The organism is Cupriavidus sp. H18C1, from assembly GCF_049311595.1.
Taxonomy (GTDB): domain Bacteria; phylum Pseudomonadota; class Gammaproteobacteria; order Burkholderiales; family Burkholderiaceae; genus Cupriavidus; species Cupriavidus cauae.
In genome coordinates this window covers 336,354-349,806 of record NZ_CP186009.1, presented here as the reverse complement: position 1 = coordinate 349,806, position 13,453 = coordinate 336,354, and the positions used below count along the sequence as shown (strand labels likewise).

Genomic DNA, 13,453 nt, shown 5'->3' with positions numbered 1-13,453 from the left:
AGCATGACCGATCACGCGCGCCCCATCGTCGTCCGCCGCGCTGCCGCCCACGGCAAGCCGCACGGCAACCACAGCTGGAAGATTGCCTACGCCGACTTCATGACGGCGATGATGGCCTTCTTCCTGGTGCTGTGGCTGCTGAGCACGTCGACGCCGAAGGACCTGGTGCAGGTGGCCGAGTACTTCCGCACGCCGCTGAAGGTCGCGATTGCCGGTGGGCAGAAGGTCAGCGAGTCGCCGAGCGTGATTCCCGGCGGCGGCATCGATCCGGCCAGCAAGGACGGCGAAACGCGACGCATGCGCGAGGATGATCCGCAGTCGCTGCAGAAGCGCCGCGACCAGCTCGAGACCGAGCGCCTGCGCGCGCTCAAGCAGCGGCTCGAGCAGCTGATCGAGAACAACCCCGTGCTGCGCCAGTTCCGCCCGCAGCTGCTGCTGGACATCACCAGCGAAGGGCTGCGCATCCAGATCCTCGATACGCAGAACCGGCCGATGTTCCGCACCGGCAAGGCGGTGGTCGAGCCGTACATGCGCGACATCCTGCGCGAGATCGGCCCGGTGCTCAACGAGATGCCGAACAAGGTCAGCCTGTCGGGCCATACCGATTCGTCCAACTACATGAATGGCGAGCGCACCTACTCGAACTGGGAGCTGTCGGCCGATCGCGCCAACGCCTCGCGCCAGGAGCTGATCGCCGGCGGCATGCAGGAGGGCAAGGTGCTGCGCGTGCTGGGCCTGGCCGCCACCATGCCGCTGGACAAGAACGATCCGCTGGCCCCGGTCAACCGCCGCATCAGCATCGTGGTGCTGAACCAGCGCGCCCAGGCCCGCTTCGAGGCGGAGAACGCCAGCGCGGCCGATGTCGCGGTGCGCGCCAAGGCCGGCGAGTCGGCGCAGGCGCTGCAGCAGGGCATGGAAGAGGCGACGGGCGCATCGGCGCCCCAGGCGCGGCAGTAGCCGGCACTTAAATCAGTAACAAAATTTAATAAGACCGTCGGCGAGGTCGATAACCAGCTGGTAACGGCTCAATGCTTAGCAATCAGTGATTCAGGACGGTCATGTCTGTCGATATCGATATCACGCAGTTCTACCAGACCTTCTTCGAGGAAGCGGAAGAGCTGCTCGTTGAAATGGAGCAGTTGCTGCTCGGCCTCGACATCGAGGCGCCCGACGCGGAAGACCTCAATGCGATCTTCCGCGCCGCGCATTCGATCAAGGGCGGCGCGGCGACCTTCGGCTTCAGCGCGCTGACCGAGACCACCCACCTGCTCGAGAATCTGCTGGACCGCACGCGCCGGCGGGAACTGGCGTTGTCCAGGGCCATCATCGATACCTTTCTGGAAACCAAGGACGTGTTGCAAGACCAGCTCAACGCCTACCGCAACGGTACCGAACCCGATCCGCAGACCCTTGCGCGCATCTGTGCGGTGCTGCAGCAGCTGGCCTACGAGACCGGCGGCGAGGCTCCGGCCCCGGCGCCGGTAGCGGCCGCTCCGGCCCCGGCCCCCGCTTCCGCCGCCGCGGCGGCCGCCCCGGCCGGCGGCGCGCTGAAGGTGCGTCTGCTGAACGTGTCGAAGGACGACCAGGCGCTGCTGCGCGAGGAGCTCGGCAACCTCGGCGAGATCCTCGGCGAGACCCAGGGCGACAGCGAGCTGGCGATCGAGCTGGCGACGCAATGCAGCCCGGACGACATCGTCGCGGTCTGCTGCTTCGTGATCGACGCAGAGCAGATCGTGATCGAGCCCTCGACCGGTGCAGCCGCGGCTGCGCCTGGCCCCGCGCCCGCAGCCGTGGCCGAGGCGGTGGCTGCTCCGGCGCCCGCCCCCCCTCCGTGCCGGCACCGGCCGCCGCCCCCCGCCGCCAAGGACAAGGAGCGCGCCAAGGCCAGCGCCGCCGCCGCCCATCAGGAATCGGGCTCGATCCGCGTGCCGACCGAGAAGGTCGACCAGATCATCAACCTGGTCGGCGAACTGGTGATCACGCAGTCGATGCTGGCGCAGACCGCATCGTCGCTCGACCCGGTGCTGTTCGACCGCCTGTTCTCCGGCATGGGCCAGCTCGAGCGCAATGCGCGCGATCTGCAGGAAGCGGTGATGTCGATCCGCATGATGCCGATGGACTACGTGTTCTCGCGCTTCCCGCGCCTGGTGCGCGACCTGGCCGCCAAGCTGGGCAAGCAGATCGACTTGGTGACCTTCGGCAAGGCCACCGAACTGGACAAGAGCCTGATCGAGCGGATCATCGACCCGCTGACCCACCTGGTGCGCAACAGCCTGGACCACGGCATCGAGACGCCCGACAAGCGCGTCGCCGCGGGCAAGGACCCGACCGGCCAGCTGATCCTGTCGGCGCAGCACCACGGCGGCAACATCGTGATCGAGGTCAGCGACGACGGCGGCGGCCTGCGCCGCGACAAGATCCTGGCCAAGGCGATGCAGAACGGCCTGCCGGTGTCGGAGAGCATGAGCGACGAGGAAGTGTGGCAGCTGATCTTCGCGCCGGGCTTCTCGACCGCCGAGGCGGTCACCGACCTGTCCGGCCGCGGCGTCGGCATGGACGTGGTCAAGCGCAACATCCAGGAGATGGGCGGCCATGTCGAGATCAGCTCGCGCCCGGGCAACGGCACCACCACCCGCATCGTGCTGCCGCTGACGCTGGCGATCCTCGACGGCATGTCGGTCAAGGTCGGCGAGGAGACCTTCATCCTGCCGCTGAACTGCGTGATGGAGTCGCTGCAGCCGAAGGCCGACGACGTGCGCACCGCCGCCAATACCGAGCGGGTGATGCACGTGCGCGGCGAATACCTGCCGCTGCTGGAGCTGCACCGCGTCTTCAACGTCGAGAACGCGGTCCAGGAGCCGACCCAGGGCATCGCCATCATCCTGCAGGCCGAGGGCAAGCGTTTCGCGCTGCTGGTCGACCAGCTGATCGGCCAGCACCAGGTCGTGCTGAAGAACCTGGAGACCAACTACCGCAAGGTGCCGGGCATCTCGGCCGCGACCATCCTGGGCGACGGCAGCGTGGCGCTGATCGTCGACGTCGCCGCGCTGCAGCGCACCGGCGTTCGGCGCCAGGAGCCGGCGCTGGCTTGAGGCGAAGGCAAGAATCAACAAGGAGCAACACATCATGGCCGGCATCGGACATAGCGACACCCCCCGGAAGCGAGGCGGCGGGCCAGGAGTTCCTGGTGTTCACGCTGGGCTCCGAGGAATACGGCATCGACATCCTGAAGGTGCAGGAGATCCGCAGCTACGACGGCGTGACGCGGATCGCCAATGCGCCAGACTTCATCAAGGGCGTGACCAACCTGCGCGGCGTGATCGTGCCGATCGTCGACCTGCGCATGAAGTTCCGCCTGGGCAACGTCAAGTACGACCACCAGACCGTCGTCATCATCCTGAACATCGCCGGCCGCGTGGTCGGCATCGTGGTCGATGGCGTGTCGGACGTGCTGACGCTGACTGGCGAGGCGATCAAGCCGGCGCCGGAGTTCGGCGTGTCGGTGTCGACCGAGCATCTGACCGGCCTGGCGACCGTCGAAGGCCGCATGCTGATCCTGCTCGACATCGAACGGATGATGACCAGCCCCGAGATGGCGCTGATCGAGGGCGAGGTCGCCTGAGCGGGCGCGGGCCGCAGCCGGCCCCGACCGGCCCGCCGCCCGCGTCCGCCAGCCCTTCGCCTCATCGCGATCCCGTCGCCGCACAGCCGCCATACAGTCGCCGCACCGCATCCACCTTCGTCCCACCCCTCGTCGATCCACCGCAGACATGACGCCGCATCGAACCCCCGCTCCCCCGCGCCGCGGCCCCCGCCATGCCGCTCGCCACGCTGCGGGACGACGCGCGCGACTTCCTGCTGACCGACCGCGACTTCGACAAGGTGCGCGCGCTGATCCACCGCCGCGCCGGCATCTCGCTGGGCGCGCAGAAGCGCGAGATGGTCTACAGCCGGCTGGCGCGCCGGCTGCGCGCGTTGCATCTGAACGACTTCGCCAGCTACCTGGCGCTGCTGGAAGGCGACGAGTATTCCGGCGAGTGGGAATTCTTCACCAACGCGCTGACCACCAACCTGACCTCGTTCTTCCGCGAGGCGCACCACTTTCCGCTGCTGGCCGAGCATGCCAAGCGGATCGGCCGGCCGTACTCGGTCTGGTGCGCGGCGGCATCGACCGGCGAGGAACCGTATTCGATCGCGATCACGCTGGCCGAGGCGCTCGGCGAGCGCGCCGCGACGGTGCTGGCCACCGACATCGACACCCAGGTCCTGGCCAAGGCGCGTACCGGCGTCTATTCGGCCGAGCAGGTCGCGCGGCTGTCGCAGGAACGGCTCAAGCGCTTCTTCCTGAAAGGCACCGGGCAGCGTGCCGGCCAGGTCAAGGTCAAGCCCGAGCTGGCTTCGACGATCGCCTTCGAACCGCTGAACCTGCTCGCGCCAGACTGGGGCATCCGCGAGCGCTTCGATGCGATCTTCTGCCGCAACGTGATGATCTATTTCGACAAGCCGACCCAGGGCCGCATCCTGGAGCGCTTCGTCCCGCTGCTCAAGCCGCATGGCCTGCTGTTCGCCGGCCATTCGGAGAACTTCTCGTACGTGACGCGCGCCTTCCAGCTGCGCGGGCAGACCGTCTACGAACTGGCGCCGGGCGCCGCCAGGGCCGGAGCCGCCTGATGCAGACGCCGCACCTGCCGGAGGCGATCGCCACGCGCACCTACTTCGACCGCGAGTTCGGCAAGCAGGCCATCAAGCTGCTGCCCAACGAGTACTACGTCACGCGCGACGACGTGGTGCTGACCACGGTGCTCGGCTCCTGCGTGGCCGCCTGCATCCGCGACGAGAAGGCGGGCGTCGGCGGCATGAACCACTTCATGCTGCCGGACGACGAGAATGCCGGGCCGGATCGCGTGCTGTCGGCGTCCATGCGCTACGGCTGCTATGCGCTCGAGGTGCTGATCAACGAGCTGCTGAAGATGGGCGCGCGCCGCGAGCGGCTCGAGGCCAAGGTGTTCGGCGGCGGCGCGGTGCTGGCCAACATGACCACGCTGAACATCGGCGACCGCAACGCCGAGTTCGTGCTGCGCTATCTGAAGACCGAGGAGATCCGCGTCGCGGCGCAGGACCTGCGCGGGCCGCACGCGCGCCGGGTCAGCTATTTCCCGCAGACGGGCCTGGCGCTGGTGCGCCGGCTGACGCGCCAGGACGACCAGGCGGTTGTCGAGCGCAGCGAGCGCGCGCTGGCGCGCGCCATTTCCGCGACGCCGGTGCGCGGCGGCGTCGAGCTGTTCGGGCGGCGCGGCACCGCCTCCACCGTTTCCTGAATTCGAAGGACCCGTTTTCGACATGACCGCCGCCGCCAAGATCAAGGTGCTCTGCGTGGACGACTCCGCGCTGATCCGCAGCCTGATGACGGAGATCATCAACAGCCAGCCCGACATGGAGGTGGTCGGCACCGCGCCGGACCCGCTGGTCGCGCGCGAGATGATCAAGCGCCTGAACCCCGATGTGCTGACGCTGGACGTCGAAATGCCGCGCATGGACGGCCTCGATTTCCTCGAGCGGCTGATGCGGCTGCGCCCGATGCCGGTGCTGATGGTGTCCTCGCTGACCGAGCGCGGGTCCGAGATCACGATGCGCGCGCTGGAGCTGGGCGCGGTGGACTTCATCACCAAGCCCAAGCTCGGCATCCGCGACGGCCTGCTCGAATACACCGACACCATCGCCGACAAGCTGCGCGCCGCCTCGCGCGCGCGCCCGCGGCCGGCGGCGGCGCCCGGCGCCCAGCCCGCGGAGCCCGCGCCGATGCTGCGCACGCCGCTGCTGTCGACCGAGAAGCTGATCATCGTCGGCGCGTCCACCGGCGGCACCGAGGCCATCAAGGAATTCCTGATGCCGCTGCCGCCCGATGCGCCCGCGGTGCTGATCGTCCAGCATATGCCAGCCGGCTTCACGCGCTCGTTCGCGCAGCGGCTCGACGGGCTGTGCCGCATCAAGGTCAAGGAGGCCGAGCATGGCGAACGCGTGCTGCCGGGCTACGCCTATATCGCGCCGGGCGACCAGCACCTGTTGCTGGCGCGCAGCGGCGCCAACTACGTCGCGCACCTGTCGCAGGACCCGCCGGTCAACCGGCATCGACCGTCGGTCGACGTGCTGTTCGACTCGGCCGCCGTGCATGCGGGCAAGAACGCGATCGGCGTGATCCTGACCGGCATGGGCCGCGACGGCGCGCGCGGCATGCTGCGGATGCGCGAGGCCGGCGCCTACAACCTGGCGCAGGACGAGCAGAGCTGCATCGTGTTCGGCATGCCGAAGGAGGCGATCGCCGCTGGCGGCGCGCACGAGGTGGTGCCGCTGTCGGCGATGAGCCAGCGCGTGATGGCACGGCTGGCGACCTTCGGCACACGCGCGCAGCGCGTTTGACAACCACGCGGACGCGGCGCGGCTGGCCTGCGCGGCGCGTCCGGATAGACGCAATCATCCACAACCGTAATGGAGCCGTAGAGTGGACAAGAACATGAAGATCCTGGTGGTCGACGACTTCCCGACCATGCGCCGCATCATCCGCAACCTGCTCAAGGAGCTCGGTTTCGCCAACGTCGAGGAAGCCGAAGACGGCGCCGCCGGCCTGGAGAAGGTCAAGGACGGCAGCTTCCAGTTCGTGGTCTCGGACTGGAACATGCCGAACATGGACGGCCTGACGATGCTGCAGGGCATTCGCGCCGATCCGGCCATTGCGAAGACGCCGGTGCTGATGGTGACGGCCGAGGCCAAGAAGGAAAACATCATCGCGGCGGCGCAGGCAGGCGCCAATGGCTATGTGGTCAAGCCGTTCACCGCGGCGACGCTGGACGAGAAGATCACCAAGATCTTCGAGAAGATCGCCAAGGAAGGGGCCTGAGGCAGCCGCTATGTCCACCACGTCGAATATCAATATCGAGTCCGCCGAGCAGATCATCCAGCGTATCGGCAGCCTGACCCGCATGCTGCGCGACAGCATGCGCGAGCTGGGCCTGGACAAGGAGATCGAGCGCGCGGCGCAGGCGATCCCCGACGCGCGCGATCGCCTGAGCTACATCGCCAACATGACCGAGAAGGCGGCCGAGCGCACGCTGAACGCGGTCGAGCTGGCGCAGCCGATCCAGGCCGACCTGGAGAAGCACGCCGAGGCGCTCGACAAGCGTTGGGAGGACTGGTTTGCGCGGCCGGTCGAGCTGGCCGACGCGCGCGAGCTGGTGCTCGACACGCGTGCCTTCCTGACCGAGGTGCCGACGCAGGCCCGGGCCACCGGCAGCCATCTGCTCGACATCATGATGGCGCAGGACTTCCAGGATCTGACCGGCCAGGTCATCAAGAAGATGATGGACATGATTCAGACGCTGGAGCAGGAACTGCTGCAGATGCTGATCGACAATGTCCCGGCCGAGCGCCGCGTCGAGGCCGGCCCGGCCACGCTGATGAACGGGCCGCAGGTCAATCCGGAGGGCAAGCACGACGTGGTGTCGGACCAGTCGCAGGTCGACGACCTGCTGGCGAGCCTCGGGTTCTGAGCCGACGGGCCGGGTCTATGCCGGCAGGTCTTTTCGCTTGCGGGAGACCGGTGCGCCGTCGGGCCGGTCCATCGGCGGCAGCGCGGCGACGTGTCCAGCCCATGCACGCTTGCGCGCGACATCGTAGTTGGCCCGCGTGATCAAGGTGATGACGCAGTAGAAGGCCGTCGCGCGCGCTTCGGCCGGGAGCGCCAGCACGGCCCGCTGCAATGGTGGAACGATGGAGCGCGCCTCCTGTTCGGCGGCGCAGTACCGCGTCGCCAGCATCGCGACGTTGGTGACGATGCCGATGGCATGGCGGTGCAGGGGGCCAAGCCGCATCGCCTCCTGCAGCAGCCACAGTGCGCGCCCCAGGTGCCACGGCCCGGGCAGGGGCTGCGCGCCGCCAGGCCGCCTTGTCGTCAACGTGAAGTCCAGCAATACGGCGCTTCGGTGTCCGAGGGGCAACAGCGCCAGTATGTCGGAAAGCCTGGCGAGCGCGTCGGACGGCGTCCGTGGCATCGTGGCGGCGAGAACGCGCCCCGCGTCCGCGGGACCATGGTCCGGAGCGAACACGCCATCTCCGGCGGCAAAGTGGAACAGCATATCGCCGAGCCGCCTGGCCGGCTCGAGACGGACATGCAAGGGCAGTTCGCATAGCTCCATGACCATTGCATGCCAGATGGGCGCCGTGATGCCACGGCTGACCATCATGGCGATCCAAAGCTCGGCGCGACGCGCGGGCTCCAGGCTGGCCGCAATGCCGGCGAGTGCGGCGCGCCGCGCCGGCGAACGCCGGGCCGGCTCGAATCTCGCAAGGATTCTCAGTGCGCCGACGGCTACCTCGCCCTTCGGGAGCGTGCCGATGCGCTGGCACAGCGCATCCCAGCGGGCGTTCTGGATCGGCACCGGCAAGTCCTCGATGGCCCAGGCCAGCTCCTCGTACGGCGGAGCCGCATGTGCGCCCGCCACGGGTTCCGACGCAGCGAACGTGGTATCCCATAGCGTTGCGACGATCGGCTCGTCGTTCGGACGACATCGCACGATCGCGGCAAGCAGCTGCGCGGCACATGGATCGGGCAAAGCCGCCGCCGCCCGCAGCAAAGCGTGGATGATGCCCACGTGGATATCGCGCTGCGGTTCGTCGCAGTCATGCTCGGCCAGCCCGACGAGGATGCCGACTGCATCTTCGGACTCGAAATTCACGCCGACATGATCGATGAAGCGGCGCCAGCGTGGGGCAAGCTCGACCGCATGGCCGTGCCGGGTGGCCGGATCGTGATGCACCGACTCCGTCAGCGCGCACAGGACCTTCGGCTGGGCCGGCAAGGGAAGCCGGCAGGCGAGCGCCCAGATGGCGTCCCAATACTCGCCGAACGCGGCCGGGGTCCAATCCGGTCCCCCCAGGGCAAGCCGCGTTGCCAGGGTGGCCAATGCCTCGGCATGGTCCGCCGGCAGCGATCCGTCGAGCTCGCCGGCGCTGCGCAACGCAGAGATCAGGATGTTCTGCGCCACCAGGTAGTCCCTGTGCCCGACATCGTCCGGAATATTGTCCGCCAGCGTCGCCAGCAGACTGGCCCGATCTTGCGATGGGCATGCCTCGATCAGGCTCGGCCAGTCGTGGAGGGCCGGTACCGCGGTTTCCTGCTGCCGGGCCTGGGCCGTGCGAGCGCCATCCAGGGCGACCGCCACGGCGTCGGCCCGCCATGCCGGCAGCGCCAGGTGCGGCGCCAGCAAAGTCTGCGCGCGTTTGTCCAGCCCGGGATAGAGGTGCCGTACGCGCTGCTCCAACATGCGGAACAGCGCGGCCCGCTGGTCCGCGGGAGCGGCCAGCACGCCCCGGATCGCCGCCTCGAACGCCGATACGCCGCTGATCCAGCGGATCCGTTCGGCCAGGCGCAGGGGGGCGAGGATGTCGCGGTCCAGCGCCGCGGTCATGCCGTGGCAGCTCTGGCTCAGCGCAAAGGCGTCGGACGGGCGCAGGTAGCGGGCCACATGGACCAGGATCTCGACGGGCATCGCGTCCAGCCGCAGCGCGGGGGATTCGCCAACCGGCTGGGCGGCGGCGTCGGACCAGGACGGAGTCGATATCTCAGGGGTGGAACGCGGAGCGGGCAAGGGGAACAAGGTACCGAAAGGCATCGGGAAGCTCGAAGAAATGAGGAGGGCGATGTGGTGGGTGGCCACCAGGCACCGACGCCGGGGCCCGGGCGCGGCCTCGTGGCAGGGGAGCGGCAGGGGGCGGCCCTGGAGCGGCATCGGCATCGAGCCCGCGACCATAGCGGCATACCGGGCGACGATCTTTCCGAATCGCGGCCGCTTTACCGCTATAGCGCCATCGCGCGCGCTCTTGCCCATAAAAGAAAACCCGCGCGCTGCCGTTAACTCCCTGACAGGACCGTTTGCCCGGCCTGCGCTGCGCAGTCCCCCCATCCCATCGCCCAAATAGCGCCGCAATCCCCTGCCTATTCGGGCTAATACCCGCCGCCCCCCCACTCCGATAATCGACCCCGTCGAAGGGCGGCATGCCGCTTCGCCACGGAGCGGCCATGTCCGAAGAAAGCGATCTCGAAAAAACCGAACCCGCCTCACCCCGGCGCCTGGAGAAGGCGCGCGAGGAGGGGCAGGTGGTGCGTTCGCGCGAGCTCGGCACCTTCGTGATGCTGATGGCCGGCGTGGCCGGCCTGTGGGGGCTCGGCGGCACGCTGGGCCGCAAGCTCGATACGGTGATGCGCGCCGCGCTGTCGTTCGAGCCCGCCGTGGCCCACGATCCGGCCCGCATGCTGGCCGGCTTCGCGCAGCTGGTGTGGGAATCGCTGCTGGGCGTGCTGCCCCTGCTGCTGCTGTTTGCCGCCGCGGCGCTGCTGGCGCCGATGGTGCTGGGCGGCTGGCTGTTCTCGACCAAGTCGCTGCTGCCGGATTTCTCCCGGCTGTCCCCGTTCAAGGGGCTGGGGCGGCTGTTTTCGGCGCAGTCGCTGGTCGAGCTGACCAAGGCCGTCGCCAAGTCGCTGCTGGTGGGCGGCGTGGGTTTCTGGGTGCTGTGGCGCCATCTGCCGGACGCCGTGGCGCTGATGAACGCGCCGGTGCAGGAGGCGCTGCTGCGCCTGCTCGAACTGGTGCTGCTGTGCTGCGCGCTGGCCGCCGGTTCGCTGCTGCTGGTGGCGGGCATCGACGTGCCCTGGCAATTCTGGGACTACTTCAAGAAGCTGCGCATGACCAAGGAAGAGGTCAAGCAGGAGCACAAGGAAAGCGAGGGCAACCCGCACGTCAAGGGCCGCATCCGCCAGCTTCAACGCCAGATGGCGCGGCGCCGGATGATGGCCGAAGTGCCGAAGGCCGACGTGGTGGTCACCAACCCGACCCATTTCGCCGTGGCGCTGCGCTACGAGGAAGGCCGCATGGGCGCGCCCCGCGTGGTCGCCAAGGGCACCGAGGAGGTGGCCGCGCGCATTCGCGAACTGGCCGCCGAGCATCGCGTGCCGATCCTGTCGGCGCCGCCGCTGGCGCGCGCGCTGCACCGCCATGTCGAACTTGGCCACGAGATCCCGTCCGGGCTGTACACCGCCGTGGCGGAAGTGCTGGCCTGGGTCTACCAACTGAAACACTGGCACCACGCCAACGGGCCGCTGCCCGAGGCCCCGACCGGCCTGCCGGTGCCCGATGAACTTGCCGTACCGGAAAGCCGCGCATGAATGCATTGAACTCGCTGTTCCGACTGTCCGGCGGACAGTCCGCCGGCCAGCTGAAGGCACTGGCCGGGCCGCTGCTGATCGTGATGATCCTCGGCATGATGGTGCTGCCGCTGCCGCCATTCCTGCTCGATCTGCTGTTCACCTTCAACATCGCGCTGTCGATCATGGTGCTGCTGGTCGGCATGTACACGCAGCGCCCGCTGGACTTCGCCGCGTTTCCCGCCGTGCTGCTGTTCTCGACGCTGCTGCGACTGTCGCTGAACGTGGCCTCGACGCGCGTGGTGCTGCTCGAGGGCCATACCGGCCCCGACGCGGCCGGCAAGGTCATCGAGGCCTTCGGCCACTTCCTGGTCGGCGGCAATTTCGCGGTCGGCATCGTGGTGTTCGCGATCCTGGTGGTGATCAACTTCATGGTGATCACCAAGGGCGCGGGCCGTATCGCAGAGGTCGGCGCGCGCTTCATGCTGGACGCGATGCCCGGCAAGCAGATGGCGATCGACGCGGACCTGAACGCCGGCCTGATCAACGAGGAAGGCGCGCGCAAGCGCCGCGCCGAGGTCGCGCAGGAATCGGACTTCTACGGCGCGATGGACGGTGCCAGCAAGTTCGTGCGCGGCGATGCGATCGCCGGCCTGCTGATCATGTTCATCAACGTGTTTGCCGGCATGGTGGTCGGCATGGTGCAGCACGACCTGGACTTCTCGACGGCGGTGCGCAACTACACGCTGCTGACCATCGGCGACGGCCTGGTCGCGCAGATTCCGGCGCTGGTGATCTCGACCGCCGCCGGTGTCATCGTCTCGCGCGTGTCGAACAACCAGGACGTCGGCGAGCAGCTGACCGGGCAGCTGTTCTCCGATCCGCGCGTGCTGTACATCACCGGCGGCATCATCGGTTTGCTCGGCATCATCCCCGGCATGCCGCACATCGCCTTCCTGCTGCTGGCCGGTGCGCTGATCTGGTTCGGCACCTATGTCGGCAAGCGCCAGCAGGCGGCCAAGCAGACCGCCAAGCGCGAAGAACGTGCGCCGGCGCTGGCCAACGAAAACACCGAGGCCACCTGGGACGACGTCACGCTGGTCGATCCGCTGGGCATGGAAGTCGGCTACCGGCTGATTCCGCTGGTCGATCGCGCGCAGAACGGCGAACTGCTGGGCCGCATCAAGAGCATCCGCAAGAAGGTGGCGCAGGAGGTCGGCTTCCTGGTGCCGGTGGTCCATATCCGCGACAACCTGGAACTGAAGCCCAACGCCTACCGCATCACGCTCAAGGGCGTCGAGATCGGCTACGGCGAAGCGGTGCCCGGCCAATGGATGGCGATCGACCCGGGCCAGGTCAGCGGCACGCTGCCCGGCACGCCGACGCGCGACCCGGCCTTCGGCCTGCCGGCGGTCTGGATCGACAGCGGCATCAAGGAACAGGCGCAGGCGCTCGGCTACACCGTGGTCGACGCCAGCACGGTGGTGGCCACGCACCTGAACCATCTGATCCATCAGCACGCGGCCGAACTGCTGGGCCGCCAGGAGGTGCAGCAGCTGCTGGACCGCATCGCCAAGGAATCGCCGAAGCTGACCGAGGACCTGGTGCCCAAGACCATCACGCTGACGGCGCTGCAGAAGGTGCTGCAGAACCTGCTGGACGAAAGCGTGCCGATCCGCGACATGCGCACCATCCTGGATGTGATCGCCGAACATGCGCCGAAGATCAGCGATCCGAACGAGCTGACCGCGCTGGTGCGCATGGCGCTGGGCCGCGCGATCACGCAGCAGTGGTTCCCGAACGGCGCCGACCTGCAGGTGATCGGCCTGGATGCGGGCCTGGAGCGCGTGCTGTCGCAGGCCCTGAACTCCGGCGGCAGCATCGAGCCGGGCCTGGCCGATGCGCTGCTGCAGCAGGCGCAGGGGGCGGTGGCACGTCAGGAGCAGATGGGTCTCGATCCGGTGCTGCTGGTTCCGCATGCGCTGCGGCCGCTGCTGTCCCGCTTCCTGCGGCGGACCATGCCGCAATTGCGGGTGCTGTCGCACTCCGAGGTGCCGGACAACCGCAATATCCGCATCACCGCGATGATCGGCGGGGCGGGCTGAGTGCATTTCGACAGGGCCGGCGTCGAACGGCCGGCGCGATGGCAGGCGCGATGGCAGGCGACGGGAGCACTCCCTGTCGCCTGTTTCTCATCATGGGCCGAAAAAATCCCGCGCGCTGCCGTTAACCCGAACATGAAGACGTGCGGCGCCGTCA

Annotated in this window: 10 protein-coding genes and 1 pseudogene; 10 read left to right on the top strand and 1 reads right to left on the bottom strand. The window is 68.3% G+C overall.

The features are described 5' to 3' along the window. Positions 1 to 3 precede the first annotated feature (3 nt). The 8 genes and pseudogenes from motB (at position 4) to cheZ (ending at position 7,544) form a co-directional block, all read left to right on the top strand. Positions 4 to 957 (top strand): flagellar motor protein MotB, encoded by a 954-nt coding sequence (motB, locus tag OJJOAM_RS17440; RefSeq protein ID WP_422650546.1) that lies wholly within the window; start codon positions 4 to 6, stop codon positions 955 to 957. Positions 958 to 1,058: 101 nt separating this feature from the next. Continuing rightward, complete coding sequence (cheA, locus tag OJJOAM_RS17435; RefSeq protein WP_422650545.1) at positions 1,059 to 3,092, top strand: chemotaxis protein CheA; 2,034 nt, start codon at positions 1,059 to 1,061, stop codon at positions 3,090 to 3,092. A 34-nt stretch (positions 3,093 to 3,126) separates the two neighbouring features. After that, positions 3,127 to 3,622, top strand: a pseudogene (locus tag OJJOAM_RS17430) (chemotaxis protein CheW). Between the two features lie 194 nt (positions 3,623 to 3,816). Further along, positions 3,817 to 4,671, top strand: a complete 855-nt coding sequence (locus tag OJJOAM_RS17425) for a CheR family methyltransferase (RefSeq protein ID WP_422650544.1) — start codon at positions 3,817 to 3,819, stop codon at positions 4,669 to 4,671. Continuing rightward, complete coding sequence (cheD, locus tag OJJOAM_RS17420) at positions 4,671 to 5,318, top strand: chemoreceptor glutamine deamidase CheD (protein ID WP_265634940.1); 648 nt, start codon at positions 4,671 to 4,673, stop codon at positions 5,316 to 5,318. Before OJJOAM_RS17425 ends, cheD begins: the two co-directional genes overlap by 1 nt. A 22-nt stretch (positions 5,319 to 5,340) precedes the next feature. After that, entirely contained in the window at positions 5,341 to 6,417 is a 1,077-nt protein-coding gene (locus OJJOAM_RS17415) for a protein-glutamate methylesterase/protein-glutamine glutaminase (RefSeq protein ID WP_226109396.1), read from the top strand. 82 nt (positions 6,418 to 6,499) lie between these two features. Next, positions 6,500 to 6,895, top strand: a complete 396-nt coding sequence (gene cheY / locus OJJOAM_RS17410; protein ID WP_006577576.1) for a chemotaxis response regulator CheY — start codon at positions 6,500 to 6,502, stop codon at positions 6,893 to 6,895. A 10-nt stretch (positions 6,896 to 6,905) separates the two neighbouring features. Beyond that, positions 6,906 to 7,544 (top strand): protein phosphatase CheZ, encoded by a 639-nt coding sequence (gene cheZ / locus OJJOAM_RS17405; protein ID WP_149319450.1) that lies wholly within the window; start codon positions 6,906 to 6,908, stop codon positions 7,542 to 7,544. A 15-nt stretch (positions 7,545 to 7,559) separates the two neighbouring features. On the opposite strand, the gene OJJOAM_RS17400 is transcribed toward cheZ, so the two are convergent. Continuing rightward, positions 7,560 to 9,665: a hypothetical protein gene (locus OJJOAM_RS17400; protein WP_422650543.1), complete on the bottom strand. Its 2,106-nt coding sequence runs from the start codon at positions 9,663 to 9,665 to the stop codon at positions 7,560 to 7,562. 407 nt (positions 9,666 to 10,072) lie between these two features. Here OJJOAM_RS17400 and flhB point away from each other — a divergent pair, with 407 nt between their 5' ends. Both flhB and flhA read left to right on the top strand, forming a co-directional pair. Beyond that, complete coding sequence (flhB, locus tag OJJOAM_RS17395; RefSeq protein ID WP_422650542.1) at positions 10,073 to 11,215, top strand: flagellar biosynthesis protein FlhB; 1,143 nt, start codon at positions 10,073 to 10,075, stop codon at positions 11,213 to 11,215. Then, positions 11,212 to 13,299: a flagellar biosynthesis protein FlhA gene (gene flhA, locus OJJOAM_RS17390; RefSeq protein ID WP_422650541.1), complete on the top strand. Its 2,088-nt coding sequence runs from the start codon at positions 11,212 to 11,214 to the stop codon at positions 13,297 to 13,299. The genes flhB and flhA overlap by 4 nt, the downstream gene beginning before the upstream one ends. The last annotated feature ends 154 nt before the right edge of the window (positions 13,300 to 13,453 follow it).

What these genes read in the sequence shown, in the direction of transcription:
- motB (WP_422650546.1), top strand. Translation starts at nt 4, where the DNA reads ATGACCGATCACGCGCGCCCCATCGTCGTCCGCCGCGCTGCCGCCCAC.
- cheA (WP_422650545.1), top strand. Translation starts at nt 1,059, where the DNA reads ATGTCTGTCGATATCGATATCACGCAGTTCTACCAGACCTTCTTCGAG.
- OJJOAM_RS17425 (WP_422650544.1), top strand. Translation starts at nt 3,817, where the DNA reads ATGCCGCTCGCCACGCTGCGGGACGACGCGCGCGACTTCCTGCTGACC.
- cheD (WP_265634940.1), top strand. Translation starts at nt 4,671, where the DNA reads ATGCAGACGCCGCACCTGCCGGAGGCGATCGCCACGCGCACCTACTTC.
- OJJOAM_RS17415 (WP_226109396.1), top strand. Translation starts at nt 5,341, where the DNA reads ATGACCGCCGCCGCCAAGATCAAGGTGCTCTGCGTGGACGACTCCGCG.
- cheZ (WP_149319450.1), top strand. Translation starts at nt 6,906, where the DNA reads ATGTCCACCACGTCGAATATCAATATCGAGTCCGCCGAGCAGATCATC.
- OJJOAM_RS17400 (WP_422650543.1), bottom strand. Translation starts at nt 9,665, where the DNA reads ATGCCTTTCGGTACCTTGTTCCCCTTGCCCGCTCCGCGTTCCACCCCT.
- flhB (WP_422650542.1), top strand. Translation starts at nt 10,073, where the DNA reads ATGTCCGAAGAAAGCGATCTCGAAAAAACCGAACCCGCCTCACCCCGG.
- flhA (WP_422650541.1), top strand. Translation starts at nt 11,212, where the DNA reads ATGAATGCATTGAACTCGCTGTTCCGACTGTCCGGCGGACAGTCCGCC.